At 34.4% G+C, this 20,901-nt stretch carries 27 protein-coding genes and 1 pseudogene; 9 read left to right on the plus strand and 19 right to left on the minus strand.

Annotated elements, in window-relative coordinates:
* Positions 1 to 187: 187 nt before the first annotated feature.
* The 5 genes and pseudogenes from CFY84_RS03665 to CFY84_RS03685 all read right to left on the minus strand — a co-directional run bounded on the left by CFY84_RS03665 (position 188) and on the right by CFY84_RS03685 (position 3,598).
* Complete coding sequence (locus CFY84_RS03665; RefSeq protein WP_088822831.1) at positions 188 to 913, minus strand: AAA family ATPase; 726 nt, start codon at positions 911 to 913, stop codon at positions 188 to 190.
* A 275-nt stretch (positions 914 to 1,188) separates the two neighbouring features.
* Positions 1,189 to 1,572 carry a hypothetical protein gene (locus CFY84_RS03670; RefSeq protein ID WP_088822832.1) on the minus strand — a complete coding sequence of 128 codons (384 nt, stop codon included), beginning with the start codon at positions 1,570 to 1,572 and terminating at the stop codon, positions 1,189 to 1,191.
* A 2-nt stretch (positions 1,573 to 1,574) separates the two neighbouring features.
* Positions 1,575 to 2,479 (minus strand): annotated as a pseudogene (locus CFY84_RS03675) (phage tail tube protein).
* 66 nt (positions 2,480 to 2,545) lie between these two features.
* On the minus strand, positions 2,546 to 3,193 hold the full coding sequence (locus CFY84_RS03680; protein ID WP_088822833.1) for a hypothetical protein: 648 nt from the start codon (positions 3,191 to 3,193) through the stop codon (positions 2,546 to 2,548).
* A 66-nt stretch (positions 3,194 to 3,259) separates the two neighbouring features.
* A complete protein-coding gene (locus CFY84_RS03685) occupies positions 3,260 to 3,598 on the minus strand; it encodes a hypothetical protein (RefSeq protein ID WP_088822834.1) in 339 nt (112 codons plus the stop codon).
* Between the two features lie 156 nt (positions 3,599 to 3,754).
* Here CFY84_RS03685 and CFY84_RS03690 point away from each other — a divergent pair, with 156 nt between their 5' ends.
* The 3 genes from CFY84_RS03690 to CFY84_RS03700 are packed head-to-tail and all read left to right on the plus strand — an operon-like array spanning position 3,755 to position 5,030.
* Positions 3,755 to 4,210: a hypothetical protein gene (locus tag CFY84_RS03690; RefSeq protein WP_088822835.1), complete on the plus strand. Its 456-nt coding sequence runs from the start codon at positions 3,755 to 3,757 to the stop codon at positions 4,208 to 4,210.
* Positions 4,210 to 4,575, plus strand: coding sequence for a hypothetical protein (locus tag CFY84_RS03695; RefSeq protein ID WP_088822836.1), 366 nt, complete (start codon positions 4,210 to 4,212; stop codon positions 4,573 to 4,575). The genes CFY84_RS03690 and CFY84_RS03695 overlap by 1 nt, the downstream gene beginning before the upstream one ends.
* A 20-nt stretch (positions 4,576 to 4,595) precedes the next feature.
* Positions 4,596 to 5,030 (plus strand): hypothetical protein, encoded by a 435-nt coding sequence (locus CFY84_RS03700; protein WP_088822837.1) that lies wholly within the window; start codon positions 4,596 to 4,598, stop codon positions 5,028 to 5,030.
* A 15-nt stretch (positions 5,031 to 5,045) separates the two neighbouring features.
* Here CFY84_RS03700 and CFY84_RS11270 read toward each other — a convergent pair whose 3' ends face one another.
* From CFY84_RS11270 to CFY84_RS03725, 7 genes are all read right to left on the minus strand, one after another.
* A complete protein-coding gene (locus CFY84_RS11270; RefSeq protein WP_171289028.1) occupies positions 5,046 to 5,213 on the minus strand; it encodes a hypothetical protein in 168 nt (55 codons plus the stop codon).
* Positions 5,214 to 5,267: 54 nt separating this feature from the next.
* On the minus strand, positions 5,268 to 5,639 hold the full coding sequence (locus CFY84_RS03705) for a hypothetical protein (protein WP_088822838.1): 372 nt from the start codon (positions 5,637 to 5,639) through the stop codon (positions 5,268 to 5,270).
* Positions 5,640 to 5,977: 338 nt separating this feature from the next.
* A complete protein-coding gene (locus tag CFY84_RS11360; protein WP_265734643.1) occupies positions 5,978 to 6,100 on the minus strand; it encodes a hypothetical protein in 123 nt (40 codons plus the stop codon).
* A 736-nt stretch (positions 6,101 to 6,836) separates the two neighbouring features.
* Positions 6,837 to 7,397 carry a hypothetical protein gene (locus tag CFY84_RS03710; RefSeq protein WP_088822839.1) on the minus strand — a complete coding sequence of 187 codons (561 nt, stop codon included), beginning with the start codon at positions 7,395 to 7,397 and terminating at the stop codon, positions 6,837 to 6,839.
* A gap of 325 nt (positions 7,398 to 7,722) precedes the next feature.
* On the minus strand, positions 7,723 to 8,196 hold the full coding sequence (locus CFY84_RS03715; protein WP_088822840.1) for a DIP1984 family protein: 474 nt from the start codon (positions 8,194 to 8,196) through the stop codon (positions 7,723 to 7,725).
* A 291-nt stretch (positions 8,197 to 8,487) separates the two neighbouring features.
* Entirely contained in the window at positions 8,488 to 8,730 is a 243-nt protein-coding gene (locus CFY84_RS03720; RefSeq protein WP_088822841.1) for a hypothetical protein, read from the minus strand.
* Between the two features lie 291 nt (positions 8,731 to 9,021).
* Positions 9,022 to 9,429, minus strand: coding sequence for a hypothetical protein (locus CFY84_RS03725; RefSeq protein WP_088822842.1), 408 nt, complete (start codon positions 9,427 to 9,429; stop codon positions 9,022 to 9,024).
* A 298-nt stretch (positions 9,430 to 9,727) separates the two neighbouring features.
* Here CFY84_RS03725 and CFY84_RS03730 point away from each other — a divergent pair, with 298 nt between their 5' ends.
* From CFY84_RS03730 to CFY84_RS03740, 3 genes are all read left to right on the plus strand, one after another.
* On the plus strand, positions 9,728 to 9,862 hold the full coding sequence (locus CFY84_RS03730) for a DUF2256 domain-containing protein (RefSeq protein WP_171289029.1): 135 nt from the start codon (positions 9,728 to 9,730) through the stop codon (positions 9,860 to 9,862).
* Between the two features lie 136 nt (positions 9,863 to 9,998).
* Complete coding sequence (locus tag CFY84_RS03735) at positions 9,999 to 10,559, plus strand: LexA family protein (protein WP_088822844.1); 561 nt, start codon at positions 9,999 to 10,001, stop codon at positions 10,557 to 10,559.
* Entirely contained in the window at positions 10,556 to 11,845 is a 1,290-nt protein-coding gene (locus CFY84_RS03740) for a Y-family DNA polymerase (protein WP_088822845.1), read from the plus strand. Before CFY84_RS03735 ends, CFY84_RS03740 begins: the two co-directional genes overlap by 4 nt.
* A gap of 26 nt (positions 11,846 to 11,871) precedes the next feature.
* Here the strand turns inward: CFY84_RS03740 and CFY84_RS11325 are convergent, their stop codons facing one another.
* From CFY84_RS11325 to efp, 5 genes are all read right to left on the minus strand, one after another.
* Positions 11,872 to 12,108 (minus strand): hypothetical protein, encoded by a 237-nt coding sequence (locus CFY84_RS11325; RefSeq protein WP_228149589.1) that lies wholly within the window; start codon positions 12,106 to 12,108, stop codon positions 11,872 to 11,874.
* On the minus strand, positions 12,095 to 12,715 hold the full coding sequence (locus CFY84_RS03745) for a DUF6414 family protein (RefSeq protein ID WP_228149590.1): 621 nt from the start codon (positions 12,713 to 12,715) through the stop codon (positions 12,095 to 12,097). The genes CFY84_RS11325 and CFY84_RS03745 overlap by 14 nt, the downstream gene beginning before the upstream one ends.
* Complete coding sequence (locus tag CFY84_RS03750) at positions 12,678 to 12,863, minus strand: hypothetical protein (RefSeq protein WP_088822846.1); 186 nt, start codon at positions 12,861 to 12,863, stop codon at positions 12,678 to 12,680. The genes CFY84_RS03745 and CFY84_RS03750 overlap by 38 nt, the downstream gene beginning before the upstream one ends.
* Positions 12,864 to 13,882: 1,019 nt before the next feature.
* Entirely contained in the window at positions 13,883 to 14,047 is a 165-nt protein-coding gene (locus CFY84_RS11275; protein ID WP_171289030.1) for a hypothetical protein, read from the minus strand.
* Positions 14,048 to 14,540: 493 nt separating this feature from the next.
* On the minus strand, positions 14,541 to 15,110 hold the full coding sequence (gene efp, locus CFY84_RS03755) for an elongation factor P (RefSeq protein ID WP_088822847.1): 570 nt from the start codon (positions 15,108 to 15,110) through the stop codon (positions 14,541 to 14,543).
* A 69-nt stretch (positions 15,111 to 15,179) separates the two neighbouring features.
* Here efp and epmB point away from each other — a divergent pair, with 69 nt between their 5' ends.
* The 3 genes from epmB to CFY84_RS03770 are packed head-to-tail and all read left to right on the plus strand — an operon-like array spanning position 15,180 to position 19,981.
* Positions 15,180 to 16,193, plus strand: coding sequence for an EF-P beta-lysylation protein EpmB (gene epmB, locus CFY84_RS03760; protein ID WP_088822848.1), 1,014 nt, complete (start codon positions 15,180 to 15,182; stop codon positions 16,191 to 16,193).
* A 33-nt stretch (positions 16,194 to 16,226) separates the two neighbouring features.
* On the plus strand, positions 16,227 to 17,954 hold the full coding sequence (locus CFY84_RS03765) for a GTPase (protein WP_088822849.1): 1,728 nt from the start codon (positions 16,227 to 16,229) through the stop codon (positions 17,952 to 17,954).
* 23 nt (positions 17,955 to 17,977) lie between these two features.
* A complete protein-coding gene (locus CFY84_RS03770) occupies positions 17,978 to 19,981 on the plus strand; it encodes an EAL domain-containing protein (RefSeq protein WP_171289031.1) in 2,004 nt (667 codons plus the stop codon).
* Positions 19,982 to 20,034: 53 nt separating this feature from the next.
* Here CFY84_RS03770 and rpmE read toward each other — a convergent pair whose 3' ends face one another.
* Positions 20,035 to 20,259, minus strand: coding sequence for a 50S ribosomal protein L31 (gene rpmE / locus CFY84_RS03775; RefSeq protein ID WP_088822851.1), 225 nt, complete (start codon positions 20,257 to 20,259; stop codon positions 20,035 to 20,037).
* 236 nt (positions 20,260 to 20,495) lie between these two features.
* Entirely contained in the window at positions 20,496 to 20,894 is a 399-nt protein-coding gene (gene gloA, locus CFY84_RS03780) for a lactoylglutathione lyase (RefSeq protein ID WP_088822852.1), read from the minus strand.
* Positions 20,895 to 20,901 lie beyond the last annotated feature (7 nt).

Below are 20,901 nucleotides of genomic sequence, written 5' to 3' on the forward strand. Positions count from 1 at the left end.
ACACCAATTCATATCAGCTAAATTACCTACTCTAAAGTAATGTATGGCTACCATTAAAACTAAATATAAAGCAAAAAACCGTAGTGTCTTAACAAGAACAATTTTATTCATCTTTATGCTCACTTTGATTTAAAGCAAATATAATTATTAAGTAATATATCACCTTGGAAAGTAGCTACTAGCCCTCTCAAGAAATTAAACTCTCTATGGAGTCAGTATCAGAGTCTAGGATCTTTTTGTAGAAGTAATATGCTCTAGTATCTTTATACGCAACTCTTCTATGAAATCTAGGGCCTATTTCAATAATTTCTGCATTTGGAATTGCCATAAGGATTGGTGAGTGTGTTGCAATAATAAATTGTGCCCCCTTTAAACTTAATTCATAGATTTTGCTAATGAGATCTATTTGACTCTCAGCTGAAAGAGAAGCTTCTGGTTCATCCATAAAGTATAAACCATCTTCTTTAAATCTATTTTGATATAGAGCCTTCATGGACTGCCCATGTGACAAAAGATGTAAATCTTTTCCCCCATAAAACGTATTTATTTTTTCTCCACCTTCTGGGTCCTCATCCAACTTTCTCATTTCAGTCATAAAGTTGTAGTACGTCTCTGACCTATAAAAAAATAGATCAGAGAAACGTTTTCCCGTCTTTATTAGTCGTAAATGTTCTGTAGCTTCAAAATGAGTATCTTCTGTTTTGTATTTGAAATTTCTTGATCCACCCTCGGCAGGACAACCTAATTTAACTGCTAAAGATTCTAATAGAGTTGACTTTCCAATCCCATTTTCTCCAATTAACAAAGTAACATTTTTATGAAATGTCATTGGATAAATATTGAAAAAACAATATTCAGTTGGCATAGAATCTAGAATTTCTACACCTCTTAAAAAGCTAGGAGAGTGTTTCATAATTATCTACCTATTTTCAGGTCAAAGTATACTGAGATAACTTTGTCATTTTATATTAGGTAAGTTATAAACGACTGTCATAGATTATAAAAGATATTATTTACTCCTAACATCTTTCAGAAACTTATCATCCATAGCAAAGATACATTCAACAAATATTTGAGGTTCAATATCACAACCATATACATCAAAGTATGCTTGGATATCATGGAGTGATAGATCGATTGGTATGGTCTCAATATAACGCCTTGATCGTGAAATGATGTTGAAAGCACCTAGAATATAATCTGCAGTAAAGCTTGGTTGGGTTGGCTCTGGAGCTTCAAGCCCAAAGCCTTACGTTGCTGACGCTGATGTTCAGTCGTTATGCCGTACTTTCTATACTCGAAGTGCTTGTTCGGCTCTGAATCAATCCCAGTCCAATCTAATAATAGATGAGAGATAGCACGATTAAAGGCAAGTTTTGCGCCTTCTGCTGTGTCATCTGTCACCAACTTCATGTCTTGCAACTCTTGTTCAGCCTGCATGTTATTCAACTCAAGCGCACGGTTAAATGACGGCTTATTTGAGCTTGCAATCAATAGGCGTACACCATCTTTGCAGTCAACCCATACTTGCGAAAATTCAGCTTTAGGCGGTTGCTCAATTTTAATCAACATAATTAAGCCCCTGTTTTAATTAGTGTATGTGTAATGGTTGGCGACACTTTGATGTGGTTATAATTGATCAAAATGGTAATTGTGTCATTACCACCACCATCCGGATGGTTGGCTTCGGAAACTTCAAGCTGTGGGAATGCAAAAGCATATTTATTCCCTTTTGGATCTGCAATTTCAAAATTAACCGGCATCGTTGCACGAGATTTAATGTAGTCGATATAACCTGCTAATTGCGCTGAAAACATGTAAGACGTATTCAAAGTAATATCTACCATCTTTTCCAAGTATGTCTGCGCAGATAATTTCTGATTACCAATACAACGAGGTTGTTATTGATGGTCAATTCAGCAAGACATGCAGTACCAACCACACTTTGACCATTGACTGTTAATGCACCCACATTCGTTGTTGATACAATGACTGCATCACCCACAGCTTGAGGATTGCTTACAGGATTTACTGTAGTATGCTCAAAGTCAGTACCCATCAAGCTAAACTTATTGGTCAGTTTTCCTGTAGTTTGAATGCTAAGAGTTGCTTAGTTAAAACGTACATCGCGATAAATAAACACTTGGCCAGTATCTGCAAAGACTTTCGCAAAAGTAAATGTTTTACGTGCATTGCCACCAAAGTTAAGAACATCAGCAGACCAATCGTTCATAGCAACTGCTGACCAAAATTCATCAAACAAGCCAACTGACATTTCGACTTCAAGTTCGCCTGTGCTTTCTGATTCTGTGGCCATACCACCTTGCTTAAATCGTGTATCTGCAACACTGTCTGATGTGGCTGTGGTTACGTTTTCTGTCAAGCTATCAGTCACACGACGTACTGTTTTCCATGTTGGTGTTGTACTTGGTGTATCTTCAACACAATAGTAAAGTTGAATACGAGCACCTGAGCTCATGGCATTCTCGAAATGTTAGGTATGAAAAAACCGCCTTAGTGGCGGTTTGAAAAAACTAGGAAAGTCCTATATGTTAGGATTTTCTTCTATTTTTATTGCTTTGGATTCAAAATTATCTACAAAATTTTTAGATCCTTTTAAGTTTTCTGCGAGTATTGCAGATGAAAAAGCACCGATCACGCTGATGAAAGGAAATACAATCAACCATATTCCTCCTATGACTGATCCACCCATAAGTGATTGATATATTTCATTTAAATAATAATCAAACCCAACTCTTATGACTAAAGGTGTTAATGCCATAAACATAAGCAACCAATAGCCTGCAATATACATAAAATACTTAAACTTTATATATTCACTTTCAAACTTAACTATGTAGTCATTACTTTCAATTACTTTAATATATTTTTTATATTGGAAATAACTACTCATCCATTGATCGGCATCTTTAAACTGTAGAAAGTATAATACTTCTTTAAGAGTTGCACTCGTATTTCCAGCAACTTTTTTTGCAAAAATCTCTCGTTCATACCATGAGTAAAGCTCTTTATTCTTAAGCTTTTTAAAGTACTCCCACTTGATTAAAGCAGTATCTTTAGAGGATATTTTATTTTCTCTAGACATAGACAAACGATGCACAACAAACCACCCTATAACGGGTATAAAAACACTACATACCTGTATCACAGGGCTAATAAATTCCCAACTCATAATAATTCAATAAAGTAATTAATTTATACTAAATCGTATATTAATATAAAATCTGTATTTTCATCACTAATAACCTCCCCCATTTAAACATTCAAGCTGCTCTATTTGGTAATACTCTAAATAATTCAGCCAAGCATCAACCAAGTTGTTTAACTCTAACAAACCCGTATTTAGTCGTGCATAGCATGTGATTTGCAATATTAATAATCTGCGTGTTTGTGGTCCATCAGCAATCCCACTAATCAGTGATTGGCTTCCAAGAATATCTACTGAACACCACAACCCTGTTTTTGGCACAGCAAATTGCTGTTTGCTTTGTGGGTAAAGAATCTTTGCTTGCTCTATCCCATTAAATGCGCTCACACGGCTAATAATTGCAGTATGAGCCTGTGTAAGTGTCATCATTTAAACTTCTCTTGTATCAGCTAAAGTGTTAAGCCGTATAGTCCTGTTAGTGCTTGCTTTGAATAACCATTAATTGTTTTAGCTGTCTGAGGCTTTTCAGTGAATCCACCATATTCAATCTTCATTACTTGCGGTACATTGGTTTGAATATAAATTGTGGTAAATGGTACCAAAACATTTAAAGAGGATTGGCAAAATGGTTATGATTGCAAAAAATGTGGTAGTGAGTTTGTACTAGGTAAATTATCAAGCGGTGGATGTTTGAGTACAATATTTACATTCATTATTATGATTGCTGCTCTATACGGAGGTTACAAGTTTTTCTTTAGTAATAGCTTTTCTAGTCAAGATAAACAGGAAGTTTCATCTGAGCCCCACACTCTAAAGGAAAATGATAATGTTGCTTCTCAACCACTAGCACCTCTTTCAGAAACAGCATCGGATTTAAATAATCAAGAGTTTCCAAAAGAGTCTGAACAAGCTGCACATGAATATACTCCGACTGATGACGATTACAAACGATTAAAGCAAGAAAAACAACAAAGTATTGCAACCAGCTCTGATCCAAACCAAACCCTTAATGTATCGACCACAATTAGGCAGGCTAACTGATGAAAAAAATAATCATTGCTTTTATGTTATCTTTAATAAGCTTTAGTTCTTTTGCTCAATCTTGTGATGGTTTAGATAAGTTTGCTCAAAATAAAGGCATACAATATGGAATAAAATATAGTTTTATAGCTAAGGGCAAAAAAGGGTCACGAGTATACTTTCATTCAGCACCTGCAAGTGAATGCAAAAGTAATGGTCATTTTATTATCCCTAGTGATTCAGTTATGGCTTACCAAGAATATAAAAATCAGAGCAAAACATGGCTATATGTAATGTTTGTTGCCAAAGATGGAACTGATACCGTAGGGTGGATACTTGAAAAGGATCTGAAAATCTCTAATTCAATTGATTATATACAACCATAAATAAAGTATGAGAATTATTAATGAAAAAACTTTTCATAGCAGCCATAACAATAACTTCAAGCTTTTATACTTTTGCTCAGCAAACAATCATTTTTGAGTGCAAAACCACGAATAACAAAATAGTATCTATTAAGCAAAATGAAAATACAGTTTCATATCAATTTGGAAGAAACCTAAGCTATCCAGAGCTGTCGTTTTCAATACCAAAAAACTCATCATCTACATTTCAATGGGCCGGTGTAGGAAGAGAAATCTACTATGATGTTGATGTTCCTAATGGAAATACGGTTTATACAGCTTATTCTTCAATTGATAGAATGTCTGACGATCATCAAACTGAATCTGGAATTACTGTAAGCATAAATAATCGTCAAATTGCTAAAATATTATGTGATCAAAATAAGAAACCATATGTAAATAACATGGAAGGTGTAAGATTACCTACAAAAAATTAAATTTGGTTTATTTTCTCAAAATTTAAATTCAAATATCACGCAAATGCTATGTTCTAATACTTGCTGTGTTAGCAGTTCATCAGTTTCTAAATATTTATTAGTTGCTTTGGGTAATGGCTTTGCTCTAGGTTTTGGCTTATGGATTTTCTTACCTGTTAGGTGTTTATAGTCTTTTTCATCCATAATCCACCTATAAAAAAACCACCCGAGGGTGGCTATTCAAACTATATAATTTTTCTAAATCTTATGTTTTTTATTATATATATGTACACCTATCTGTAAGGTAATGAAATAACCTACAAATCTTAGTGTTATAATAATAATATTCTCTTTAGACATAATTAAATCTGATATAAAAAGCAATAATGTAAGGACTAAATGTATATATAAAGCCTTACCAGGCAAATTCGCGTTATTATCGCCACGAGCATTAAGATAACCAATACCAATAAATCCTATTAATAAAACAAGATAACCTGCAATATCACCAAAGATTTGAGAATGGTTATATAAATAATTCCAAAATAATAATTCAACTACTAAAACAATTAAAATAAGACTTACAAATGTTAAAAATATGCCTCTCATTAAATATATTGTAATATTCATTAGATTTATCTCTAATCTATTTAATAAGAATATTAACCTCAAATTTTAATACAAACAATAAATAGTTATCATTATTAATAACTAATTTAAATAAATAATTATTTTATAAAGATTTTAGCTTATAAGTCGTCTTGCCTGTCAGGTCTTTATATTTCGTTTTCGTCCATAGGCTACCTATGAAAAACCACCCGAAGGCGGCTTAATTTGCTTAATTGAACTATAACCAATAGTAGTAGATAGTTTCCAAAATTCATTATCTGATATTCTATTTTGAATAGTTTGTAATGTTTCGCTTTCATTAACGTAAAAGATCTTTGTTTCGTTGTTCTTGCTCAATACTAGCAAGCTTTATTGTTCAGTTTCTCGTATTCCATCAATAGCCCTACACGAGATAAGCTTTGATATTTCTTTAACTCAGCTTCATATTCTTTTAAGTGCTTACGTGCTTGTATGATGTCCATAAGCACTCCTTTACTTTATATATGACAATTTGTCGGTATTAAAAAATCGCACCACTGAAATTAATAGCATAGTAAAATATAATTAAATTGAATATATTTGGATTAGATCTTATGCTTTCTACTTCAAAATCATTAAGAGAATACTTATGTGATTTCTTGAATATTGCATGGAAAATATTCTACTTTATATGGATACCCATAGTATCTTTACTGATAGGCTTAGCTTTTATTTTAGGAAGATAGGAAATGATATCTGATCTCCAAGTAACCCCATCTAAAATAAATTTTCATAAAATACCAGAACAAGACTTTTGGAAGGTAATTTTTGTACTCATACTCTCATTCTTTATTGCTATAATTTATATGTCCGTAGCATAAAAATAACTATATTAAAAACTGGACTACCAAAACTGGTAGTACTGCTGCCTTTAATTTCGATATTAATCAGCTCGGCAACTGATCTACCGCTACTCACAATCAGACAAACCTAACATGCACGGTCTGCTTTACTTGCTTTTAAACCCTTTATGCTCGGGCATACCAATAGCCCTAGTTTTGAGTTTTTTACTCAATGGCATGTTCTATAGTTGGTCAATCTACAGGCATAAAAAAGCCCAACAATTGAATATCAGGCCTTTTGTCTTAAAAGAAGAAATAACTAAATCATCTACTACATCAATATAGGCATTATTCTTATAAATAATTCCAATATTTTCTTAGCAAACTTCTATTCTAGCTATTTAGGTAAATTTTCAATCATTAAATTTGTAAATGCATCTATATCTTCAATTTCATTTTCTGGTTTTCCAGACCAAGATAAATCACGATATATTTTTCCAAATGATCCATTTTTTCCTATCCCCATCACTTTATCGATAGATAACTTAGCAATATCAGTATTATTAGAACTGAGGGTAGAGCTATATTCGAACTCACTATGAGCATACTTACCGACAACTTTAGAACTTATAAACTTTAGTCCTTCTCCAGCAAATACCCTTTTTTGTGTAATATCAAAATCTACCAAGATTGGTTTTTCTGTATGCTCATTTGCGAGCATATTCTGTGCACTTAATGCATCATTTAACTTTTGAACATAGCGCTCTTTAACTTGTTCCTGATTTAAAAAGTCAGGGGCTTCGATTTTGCTAGATAGAGAAACAGTCACATTACGAATAATATATAACTTAGGCTCAATATGTTCTACGTTTCCAACGACACGGTAAGGCTTATAGAACTTATCAGTCTTTGCTAAAGCAGCTGTAGAAATTAAAACTGTCCCGGTTAAAAAAACCAATAATAATTTTTTTAAAAGCCATTATGATGCCCTAAAATAAAAAAACTCACCTATATATAAGCAAGCTATTAAACTAATGGTGAATTAATATTATTTTGTTCACCTTGACACGAATATAGCATTTGCCTTAATCGATGAATTAAGCATACTGCCAGCGCATGGTAGTAATTAATAACGTGTAAAATTTAATAAGTAACATGTGATAGGCTATGTTGTAAATTAAGACATGCCCCTTTGTCAGCAAACACTATACAATTTTCAATCCTGTATTGTGTGGTATGGATCTTGCGCTCGCACAGTATGCCTAATTTATTTAAGCAAAAGCTTAAGCTTCTTTTATATCATCAACTAAATCGATTTTCCAGTTGAGTGATTGAATATGTATATTTAGGTCTCTAATTTTAGCTGCAACATCGTCAGCTTGTTTTTGTAAGCTTGAAACAGTAATTGTTTTATTCCACTTAATTTCACGCGAGCTGTAACGATCAGGTTCTTGATGTGCCTTTTCAATAGTAGCAATTAAAATTTTGTGTCTTTCAACCGCAGCATCTCGCTGCATAATGAATTGAAGCAACGTATTGCCATTTTCTAATTGCGTATTTGCATTAGTCATATTAATTTTATAAATTAAATTTTGCTGTTCAGTAATTATATTAAAAATTTCAGCCAACAGCTTATTAGGATCTTCAGAAGGGAGACTTCCCTCTTGTACTAACACATTATTGCCAATACGCTGTTTTAAAGAAGAGATCTTCTTTTGCTGGTCACTACGAATTAATAAAGCTTCTGCTAATTTCATTTGAATTTCTAAAAATAAGATATTTGCTTAACTTTACCCGAAAAATAAATAAAATGTAACCGCTTAAATATTGCTCATAAGATATTAAGATAGCAAGTAGTTATTCATTTGATCGGCTGATATTTAAATTATATTCTCGTTTAAAAAGGGTAATCGAAACACTTCACCAATAAGATAATAAATTGTTTTTATTAGACTTTTAAATTATATTTTCTGTTTTACAAAGGAATGTCTTATATTCGATTAATAACACCGATATTCAACCTATGAAAATAAGGATTCACCCATCCTTTACATCATATTCTCAGATTGAACCAATTGCTCAAGTTCATTCAATTGTACATCCGTTTCAATCCAATACTCACCCCACATATGTTCAAAGTAAAACCATTTGCCGTTTTCTTGTTTATAATATATTTGCTGTTCAGGATGAAAATGTGTCGCCTCTGTTGGCTGTCTATTTTCCAACATCGTTTTGATGTTACGCTGTTGTCTTAGACGTTGAGTGATATGCTGTTTCACTTTTCGTTTCATATTACTCTCTATAAATTACATCCAAGTAGGATTTCAATAAATTATTGAAATTAGTTTATTATTCAATATAACTTCAAGTATATTAAATAATAATTGCTTTGACTCTACCATACATAGCAGCAAATTGGGCTCATAATTTTACATGTCTACAACTTGCTCAATCGCGTTCATGGTTTAGTCCTTTAACCTTGAACATCATATATATTTTTATCATGACGCTTCATGTCATCAATTAAAAAACCGCACAACGTATAGTTATGCGGTTGGTATATATTCAGAATAATTTATAATTTATTCATTTAGCATCATACAGCTGTCTAAATCATATGCAGGATTATTGGTCAATTTACAAGTTAGCTTAATACGCGTACCTGATTTAGATGTATATTCAGGACTTTCTAAAATTTGGCGAGCATAATCGGCAACAACACTAACAGTTAACATACTTTCAGGCTGTCCAGGCTCATTGGCTTTCATTTTTAAGATCGCTTTATTTACATCAGCACTCACTGACTGGACTTTATCCTCAATTACAATATCTTGAGTTGAATATTTATCACGGAAATCTGATGATTGAATGTCTTTTTTGACTTCAGCTGCGGTAAACACATGATGATCATTTATTTTTTTAGGCTGAGAACATGCAGATAAGCCCAAAAGTGTAATTGCCAATAAGCCAAGTTGAGTAGATTTTAGCATTTTTATTATCTATAGTATGACTGATAAACTCAGTCTACAGCCTAATGCATACAAAATAATCATTAATTTGTTAACTTATTTTATCAATGTTTATAATCCATGTTTATTTTTTTAACTTTTAAAAAAATTTTAATTGAAGAATTATAATTATGATTGGGATATGCAATTATTTTCATCACGTATTCTCAGAATGTATCCGATTTTAAATCACTTGCTTAGGTTACCTTATCATCATCACACTTAAACTCAATATAAGTTAATCTTTTAATAAGATAGTTCAATACAGTAAATTTCAACGATGAAAAAACAACATTTACCACAAAAAGTATGTGTACAGTGCCAACGGCCATTTGCATGGCGTAAAAAATGGGAACGCTGTTGGGATGAGGTTAAATATTGTTCCGAACGATGCAGGCGAGAATCTAAGAAGTAGCATGATTTTCATTTAAATGCCCCATCTGACATGATGGTAAAAATCAATGACATTCATTTAATAGACATTTTTGAAATTGAAATTTTTAACTATAGCCACTAATATTTGATTATGTTACTAAATCAAGATTACAGTCATGACACACGGCGGAAAACGACTAGGTGCGGGTCGAAAACCACGATTTAATGAACCAACAACACCCCTTAGAGTGCCTCAATCTAAAGTGACAGCGATTAAACAATATTTGGTACAAACAAATATAAAACAACAAGAAATTGCTCAAATCACAGAAGTGACAGCAACAACCCATTTAAATATCCCACTTGCAATCGAAAAAATTTCAGCAGGATTTCCATCTCCCGCTCAAGATTATACTGATCGTGCATTAGATATGAATGAGCATCTGATCAAAAATCCATTTGCTACATTCATTGTTCGTGTTGCATCGTTATCAATGCGTGATGCAGGCATTGATATTGATGATGAATTAATCGTGGACCGTAGTTTAGATCCTAAACATCGTGATATCGTCATTGCACTAATTGACAATGACTTTACCGTGAAAAGATTGATGATTGATAGCGACCAAAAGTGGCTAAAAGCAGAAAACCCTGACTTTGAAAGCATTTTCTTATCTGAAGGACAAGAACTAATCATTTGGGGTGTTGTCACCCGTGTGATTAAAAACTTCCGATGAAAGCAAAGATTTTTGCACTTGTTGATGTCAATAACTGCTATGTCAGTTGTGAAAGAGCTTTCAGACCAAAGCTCAATAATGTCCCTGTGATTGTCCTCTCAAACAACGATGGCTGTGTCATTGCACGATCTGAAGAAGCAAAAGCACTCGGCATCAAAATGGCTGTACCTTACTTCCAAATTAAAAACTTAGTTGCCACACATCAGATTGAAGTACTGTCGAGTAATTACACGTTATATGCAGAAATGTCTCGTCGATTCCATGGCATATTGGCCAATTTTGTTGACATAGATGAGCATGAAATCTATAGCATTGATGAATGTTTTTTAGATCTGAGTGCTTATGCTACACATTTTGATTTAATAACATATTCGCAAACCATCCGAACCACCATGAATCAATGCTTAAGCTTGCCTGTCTGTGTCGGAATTGGTCGCAGTAAAACTGAAGCAAAGCTCGCTAACCACTTAGCAAAAAAACAGAAACATTATCGCGGTGTATGTGATCTTGCCCATATGGACCCCACCATTAAAGAGCAAGTGCTTCACCATATTCCTGTCGGAGAAATTTGGGGTATTGGTAGACAGCACAGTAAAAAGCTAGCCACACAAGGCATACATACTGCGCTCGACCTTGCACTCGCCAATCCGCAAAAAATGAGAAAACTTTTTTCTGTACTGATGCAAAAAACCATACTCGAACTTCAAGGAATTGCATGTTTAGATATAGAATCAAACCAGACGTCTAAAAAGCAAATTATTGCAAGTCGCTCCTTCGGTATACGCGTCACTAAATTAAGTGATTTGAAAGAAGCAACAACATTGTATATACAAGACGCTTTTCGCCGTATGCGAAGCGATCATTTAGTGTGTGGCTGTATTATTGTATTTGCCCAATCTAACCCATTTAATTCCATGCAACCATTCCATCACCAATCTCGCACATATAGTTTTTCTGAACCAACAGATTCAATTGTTGATATGGTCAAAATAGCGCTCTCTCTGATCGAAAGCATGTATCAAGAACAGGTATTTTATAAAAAATGCGGTGTAATTCTAACTGCATTAGAAGCAAAGTCTACCCTAAATGGTCACTTGCTTTCTGAGCCAGCGCAAAAAGTGAAACAAGATAAGTTGCTTGAAGTATATGAATATGCACGAACAAAGTATGGTGCAAAAACGCTTGCGATTGGAAGTTGTATGCTACCTGAACGCGCTTGGATGATGCATCGGGAAAAATTATCTCAAAACTACTTTAAACCAGCGGAGTTTTTACAAGTCAAATAAACTGCTCATAGATTGGTGCTATATGTTTATGATTTATTTTCAGGCTTTAACACTCTAAAGATAGCAATTGGTGTAATACCATAGGACTCAGGATGACGACCAAACATTTGTAACATTTCAGATGCTGACTTTTTAAATTGTCCAAAACCATCATGATCAGGAATATTTTCTTTTGCGCTTTGTAATGAGTTTGGAATAGCATCTAATACACCCAGTACATACCACTGCCCTGCTAATTTATCACCATGTTTAACTAATGTCATGCACTTGTGATGAAATATCATCTCGACTTAGGCTCATCCAAACTTCAGTCAAATTTTGATGATTTGGATTTTTCACATATAAACTGCAACTTAAGGCAAACGGCACTTGCGCAATAAAATCAAGTAAAGGTCGCATTTGATTTTTAAATTGAATAGCTTTCTTTTTATCTTCGCGTGTTCGGCTCGGCATTTGTTCTGCCATATAATCAACGCTTGGCTTAATAATTCCTTTCATGACTTCGACGTCAGTGACATTTAAACAGCCATTTAATAGCACTAAAGAACCTAAATTTTCAGGAATCAGGTCACGATAGATATAACCGAGTGCATCTAAGCCGTTAATCATCTCACGTGGCATGGTTGGCACACCATCATAACCATGCTCAGCACTCGAGTTGGCTGAATGATCGGTGGACATTTTTCCGCCAGTAACCGTCGGAATGCCCACACTAACCTCTGCTTTTTTAGCATCAGCAATATGTTTTGTTTTTTTAATTGAGGTCAGCGCACCTGAACCATTGAGCTGCGCATAAAAAGATTTAATTTTGGTATGATCAAGATAAAAGAAGTCAAAGATTGATTCGATGTTTTGTAAGTCTTGCGCCACTGTTAATCTCTTCCTCCGCTTTTTTGCGATGCTCATTATACTGACGTGCACCATCTTTAACAGCACGATTATAATCTTCAATCACATACGCAAGGCTTTTTGCTGTATCAGTGACATAGGATTTTTTATTCAGAAAAATAAAGTCCATATGTATATTCCTCTAGGCTTGAGGTCAGTTGGATTGAGCATATTTTAGCATAAAATAACAGCGTCACAATGCATGCTAAACATTCATAACAACAATCTGTTTCAAAAATGTGAATAAAGTAAAAATGCTTTATTCACACGATGAATAGTTAAATGATCCTAACCACCATCTGCATCTAAAAAACCGACACGATCATGTGCTGGATTGGCCACATTAACAGTTGATGCAGCACATGCGGTTAAGCATATACTGATCAAACAAAGTAAAATCACTTTCATCTGTTACATATCATCGGTTTATTCATTTATCCACCATCACGCTCATTGATTCCCCAGCGCCCTTGTTTAGGATCAGATACATTGGTTGTTGCACATGCTGTAAGGGTACATGCCATTAGTATAAATATAATTATTTTCATCACTTATCTCGTTACTTTGATATTGCGACATTAGATTGATTTCTTTTAATACAGAATATAGTGCGATATTTTTTGTTTTCAGCATAAATGTACTGTAAATCAAGGTGAATTTCAGTTTTATTTCTGTGATTAACGCATGCGCTTTATCATCACAAGACTAGATGATCAAACAAGATTTCTTTTAAATGGCGATTAGATAAGATTTGATAGCATCAGAAGTTTAAATAAATACATTCTTTTAAAAATTAAGAAAACTTAAAAAATAGCTAACTTAAAATTAATTTTAAGTTTTTAATCTTTAGGTGTTGAATATTTATTCATTTTACAATAAAGTAATGCAACATTAAGTTGCTGTTATTATTCATTTAAATTAAATTGACTGCAGCATATAAGATTAACTCAATAGAAGAGCTAAATATTTTAATAAATTAAGATTCGTTTAAGATTCGAAGACTACAGTAACACCGTAGATACAGAAACAACAATGCCTTGGTAGATATCGCTCAAAACATCCAACCAAGGCATATAAGAAGTGGTGTATAAAAGAGTATTATATTTTATAATGTGTTCGCCAAAACACACACCAAAAAGAAGTTAAAAATTAATGACCGCCATCAGCATCAATGAAACCACCTTTACCTTGGGTAGGATCAGCAACGTTAACGTTCTTAGTTGGAACTGTTGAACATGCTGTAGACATTGCAAGTACTGTTGAACAAGTAACAGCCATTGTGATCATTGCGATTGCGCGTAATACGTTTTTCATAAAGTTGCCTTCCTTTTATCAAAAGACGAACATTCTATTTCGCTCAAAATAGAAATTCATCGAAGTTAAAATACTGACTGGCTATATTGCTGATTTAAAGTAATATCGAATTTCTGATGTAAGTTTCTCAACTTAATCTAATCATCCCAATTAAATTAAACGTCAGTTTTGCAATATAGTGTAAAACTAAAATCTATTGATGGACGCTCTGCATTTTAATCTCTCCTCAACATCTGCCATTCATTTATCATCGCATCTTAGGTGATGATTTACCATCAGATTAATCCGATTCTCATGATTGGCTTTACTTCAATTAGAAATAAAATTAAGTTTAAAGATATACGCTATTGCGTTCAAAGTCATTTCCCCGTAGTGAAAATGTCACCAAACAGAAATAATGTAAAACTATAATATAATGTTTTACACCTTATTGTGTTATAAAAAGGTACAAAAAAGAGGGAAAATACCCTCTTTTTTGTAACAGACCGCAAATTTAAGCGCGTTCTAGGTAATCACCTGTACGCGTATCAACACGGATTTTCTCTTCTTGCTGTACAAACAGTGGAACACGTACAACTGCACCTGTCTCGAGTTTTGCAGGCTTACCACCTGTTCCTGCGGTATCACCTTTCACACCAGGATCTGTTTCAACAATTTTCAAAATCACGAAATTTGGCGCATTCACTGTTAATGGCACGCCATTAAATAACATGATTGAACATTTTTCATTTGAATCGTCTTTTAACCATTTAATTGCATCACCCATTGCAACTTTATCTGCTGCAATTTGTTCAAATGATGCTGGATCCATGAAATGCCACATTTCGCCATCATTGTATAAGTATTCCATTTCAACTTCGACAATGTCAGCTGCTTCTAAAGATTCATTTGATTTAAATGTTTTCTCTAAAATTTTACCCGTTCTCAAATTACGTAATTTAACACGGCTAAACGCTTGGCCTTTACCTGGTTTAACATACTCATTTTCAGTAATTGAACAAGGGTTGCCATCAAGCATGACTTTTAAGCCTTGTTTAAAATCATTTGTAGAATAATTGGCCATGGATGGCACACTCCGAACGTACTAATATAAATCGATTAATGCTAGACTAGCATTTTTTTAATAGGTCGTATGATAAACTATTTGTTCCGTGAGCAAAACTGGAAAAGTCAATTGAGTGATCTTATTACAGACCCTTATGAGCTGCTCACCACATTAAACCTATCAACAGATCAATTATTATCTGGTGCACTGCTTGCATCTGAACAATTTAAACTTCGTGTACCACGCGCATTTGTCCGTAAAATGGTACCGAATGATCCTTTCGATCCGCTGTTGTTACAAGTTTTACCACACCATCTTGAACTTGAAGACCATATAAACTTTGTTGCCGATCCGCTTGGTGAAGAAGAAGCTACTCAACTTCCCGGCGTTTTGCATAAATATGAATCTCGTTTTTTATTGACCCTAACAGGGGCTTGTGCAATTCATTGCCGCTATTGTTTCAGACGCCACTTCCCCTATCAAGACAATTTACCCAAATCCAAAGATTGGGCACACATCAAATCTTACATTGAATCACAAGCTAAAATTAATGAAGTGATTCTTAGCGGTGGTGACCCCTTAACGCTAAGTAATTCGAAATTTAAACTTTGGTTAGAGCGAATTGAATCTATTCCACAAATTAAAATGCTCAGAATTCATTCACGAGTTCCTGTGGTTATTCCAGAGCGCCTCGACCATGAATTAATTACTATGCTCAAGCAAAGCCGTTTGAATATTGTTTTGGTGATTCACGCCAATCACGCCAATGAATTAGACGACTTCACGATAGCAGCGCTCGCGCAGTTATCTGCCACACAGATTACAGTATTAAACCAATCTGTTTTGCTTAAAGGTATAAATGATTCAGCTGCGACAATTGAGGCTTTAAGCTATCGACTTTTTGAGGCGAAAGTACTACCTTATTATTTGCATGTATTGGACAAGGTGAAAGGCGCTGCACATTTTGACTTAGAACCTCAGGTTATAAACCAGCTATATACAGATGTTTTAGCCACTTTGCCGGGTTATTTAGTGCCTAAACTTGTTCGTGAAATTGCAGGTGAGAAAAATAAAACGCCTCTTTATGGGGAAATCCATTAAAGTAATGCTTATATACAGTTGTTGAATTTAAACATGATCTCGTCAGACATTTTCACAGATCCTTCTCTTTATACGCGAGATGTTCTCAGCTTCTGTACCACAGATGTAGTTGGCATCAGGCAATGGTTAGAGCAACTGCCAACATCGCAATTAGGAGATACATCTAAACTTTTATTTAACGCACTTATTGAAATTTCTGAGCTCAATATTGAAGCTGAAGTTAAGTTTAATATGATGCAAGTGTTGCATTTGCCGATCGAGCAAGTGTTGGTGTTCTTTACCCAAAATGTCATGGATGAAATTCCTTTCACATCGCATCATCATGAAAATATTTTAGATTTAATACAACAGTTTCGTTGTTATATTATCCGTATTTATTCAGATGTGGTGTTAAATATTCATTTAAAAACATCTGATTCAAAACTGCCATTTTGTTTTGCTAAAAAACAACGTAAGTTCAGAAAGCTACGTGCACTATCAAGTTATCTTGCTTTAGAACAACTGTCTTTACTCAAAAGACATCAGTTAACGCTATATAAAGAGTCGTTAATGGGACAATGGCAAATGACCCATACCCTTTTTCGCTCTGCGTTAAAACATAAATATCATCAAATCAATATTAAGTCATGCCAACCACAATTTGCTCATAGCCAAAATAATGTGACCAATATTGCAAGCCTGTATAAGCAAATTACACTGCTTGATATTTTAAATACACAGCAAGTCCGCCCCAATGAAATTTATGCATTGTATCAGTGTAGCTTTGAATGGGTCAGCTACATTCAATTTTCATTGAAAGAAACACTGTATACGCGCTATTTTATTGACTTAACTGTTGATGCACCGCCTCGCTTACAACAATTTCATACTCAAGAACGCCATAAACTATGCATTTACATGGAAATTAATCCATTATTACAGCATATTAATTTGGCTAATTTACCAGGCGATAAAAATTTATCTGCCACAGAAAAAAAGTATTTAAGTCCATCCCTTATTTTTCATTTGCTTAATACATTAAATTATCCATCTGAACGCCGTTATCAACGTTATAATTTTTCATCGAGCATTCAAATCACTTTTGGCTTAGACAATGCTTATCACTATTTAACCAATTCAAAAGCGTTTAAATTGGTGGTGAAAAAAAATGAGAAATTTGACTTATTGATGACCGACCAATATCAAGCTGTATATACTAGACCCAAAGAATTACCACGTTTATACCAATGTAATATTCTTGATATCAGTGTCAATGGTTACCGTATGCATTGGACCAAGAATACAGCGCCTGTCGGTTTACATGTGGAAGAGTTTATTTTGGTACAAGAAAACAACCAAAGTCCTTGGCGTGGTGGAGCCATTCGTTGGATTAAGCAATTGCCCAATGACCAAGTTGAGTTTGGTGTTGAAATACTTTCACAAGAGCTGATTCCATGTCGAGTGACTGATGATCAAAGTGATCAAAAAACATCAAATGACTACGCTGCGCTACTCATAAGAAAACAAGATCTATTGAACGAACCGAGTTTTTCAATTATTGTACCCAATTCCAAAATTTTTCAGGAAAATAAAAATATTGATGTTAATCTTAATGCACAAGCAATTAAAATTTATCTAACGACAGCTAAGCTTGTGAATCACGGTTTCGCACAATTTAACTTTAAGGTATTAAATGCCGAAGACCAAAAGATATTAAACTCGTTTATTTCGCAATATGCTAAATCGCGTAACAATTTAGACTTATGGGATGGTTTAAAATGATCAATAGATCTATAGAAAAAAATATGAATCAGAAAAAAATTCATCTGATCGTGATTGATGATCATCAAACTCGCTACAATAAAATTCTTGAGCTATTGAAAGAAAATAAGCATGAAGTTGTTGCTATATTGCTTGACGATTTAGAATCTTTTCAAAAACGCATTCAAAGCGAATGGGACTTGGTCCTTTTTGGTCGTGCATATGATTTAAAAATTGATCAAACACTGCAAATCATTCAAAAATCAAATTTCCCAGAATTGCCGTGCCTCGTCCTTGAAAACCCTGACGATAAAAACGAACATCAGCATGTCTTATCCCAACTTGATGTTTTTGATAGTCTAAATATTGAAAAAACCAGCTCATTTTATACCAAGCTTATTCGCGCGATTCATTTTAGCCGTGTCTTACAAGAAAAAAATACGTTAAGTGACAAGTTTAATGCCATCAATAATCGTGTTAATACAGCCAATGAAGAACAATCTGACCAAGCCAGCTTGATTGTACAAGAAGGTATCATTGTTGATGCTAACCAAACTGTCAAAGACATCTTCAATATGGAAGACATTGATGGTTTTCCCTTACTTGATTTTTTACAACCACGTGATCTTGACCATTTTAAAGCAGCATTCAAAGCAGCAAGCCTTGCCAATTTAGAAACCACTTATATCGAAATTGAATCAGATCATGAAAACTTATCGCTAAAAAACCCCTTATCATTAAAGGTTTTCTCAGATTTAGACAATGATGATATTCATGTCCATATTAGTGAAAGCCAAAGCGATGCTGTGGGTAACCAGCCACCAGCTGTTTGTGCCTATGAAACGCTAAAAAATAGTTTAACTACCGAAAATATTAAGAAATATTTATTAATTTCTCTTGATTTAGATGCATCTGCATACCCTGATATTCTAAAACTTGATTTGCTTGAAACAGACCAATATATCCGTGAATTGTCTAAACAAATTGATCTTTTTTTCTCAGGCATGTTAATTCAGCTTTCCCCATGTGCATGGACAGGTGTTATTGCCATTGAGTCATCTGATGATTTAAAAGCAAAAGTTTCAAGCTTAGACCAATTAAAATCAGTAGATATCACCATAGCAAATGGTAAACACATCAATACCCAATTTATTTTTGGTTTAACTGAATTTGATCAGCCATTTAACTCGCAAGAAGAGCTTGATGTACTGTATTTACAAGCCAAAGCACATCAATTAGAAAGTAATACATCACAAGCCACCCAAAGCAAAAAAGATGTTGAGCTGTTATTGCCTGAAGATTATGAAACTATTTCATCAGCAGATGTTCAGTACACTGCAGATGGCTTAGCGAAACAACAAGCCCCTGTGACAAGCGATGCTTTAGAGATTTATTATCAGCAAATTTATGATAAAGAGGATACTCAGCTTAATCTTTATGAGCTTAGTTCAAATCTTCATGTGCAATCACCACAGGTTATTTCAGCTGATGAGTCTGTAAAAATTGACCAAATTATCTTAGAAAAAGCATTTAAAGAACTTCGTGAACATATAACCACGTCACCTGATACCAAATTTATTATCAGTTTGCATACCACATTGGTTCAGCAAAATGGTTTATTGCCGTATTTAATACAAATTTCAAAAGTCTTTAATTATGCTGCACACCCACATGCGGTGACATTAGAATTTGATTTCAATGAAATTGACGCGCATCAATTGGTAGAGCATCCGGTGTGGCAAGAACTACATGCCAAAGGTATTGATATTGCGCTGCGAAAATTTTCAATGCATGAAAATCGCTCTCATTTAATTGAAAGCATGAATCCTGTATTTTGCTATATTGATATCAAACTTGCTGAGATTGCAGCAACAGGTATGACTCTTGATCAATTGCAAGAGCAACTTGATGAGTATAAAGAGCGCTATCCACAAACTGCTTTCATTTTACCAAAACTAGATGACATGAATGATTTTGCGGATGCATGGAATGTAGATATTCGTTATTTACAAGGCAGCTATTTCCATAAAAAGATTCCAATTGCCTAAACAAAAGGCATAAAAAAACGAGCGTTATCGCTCGTTTTTTTTGTCTGAATGTCTTAGCGCTTAATTGTGCGAGACATACCAGAGAAACGTTGTTTGAACTTGTCAATACGACCGCCAGTGTCAACGCTTTTTTGCTTACCAGTATAAAACGGGTGGCATGCAGAGCAAACATCAAGATAAAGAGAATCTTTACCGCTTGCAGATTTAGTGTTGATTACGTTACCGCAAGAACAAGTTGCAACAAGTGCTGTATAATTTGGATGAATACCTGAACGCATATTCAATAACTCCTAATAAAGAAAGGCTAAGCTGTCATCGCTTATCGATCACTCTTTTTAATCGTTTAAAAAGGAAAAAACCACAGATCGACACCATAACAGACCATTCTCTTGGCCCACCGAAGCTGAATTTGCTAGGGCAAAGCACAACAAGTGTGCATATTGTATAATATTGCCTGCCAGTTAGCTAACGTTTTTTGTAGTAATTAAGCAAGCAATATTCGATCTATGCGGTGTTATGCACGTGCGCTGGCATCTTGTTGGATCAGCTCAATTTTATAACCGTCTGGGTCTTCAACAAATGCAATCACGGTTTCACCGCCTTTCATTGGACCTGCTTCACGAACAACTTTTCCGCCTTTGGCTTTAATTTCTTCACAAGCTTGATAAGCGTTATCTACACCAATCGCGATATGACCATAACCTGCACCTAAATCATAATGATCAGTATCCCAATTATGGGTAAGCTCTAGCACTGTGTGATCATCTTCCCCGCCATAACCGACAAAGGCCAATGTGAAACGACCTTCTTCATAATCTCGCTGACGAAGAAGCTGCATACCGAGCACTTCAGTATAGAATGCCAATGAGCGTTCTAAATTGCCTACACGTATCATGGTATGTAACATGCGCATAATATTG

Origin of the sequence: Acinetobacter apis, from assembly GCF_900197575.1 — a bacterium.
Lineage (GTDB): Bacteria > Pseudomonadota > Gammaproteobacteria > Pseudomonadales > Moraxellaceae > Acinetobacter > Acinetobacter apis.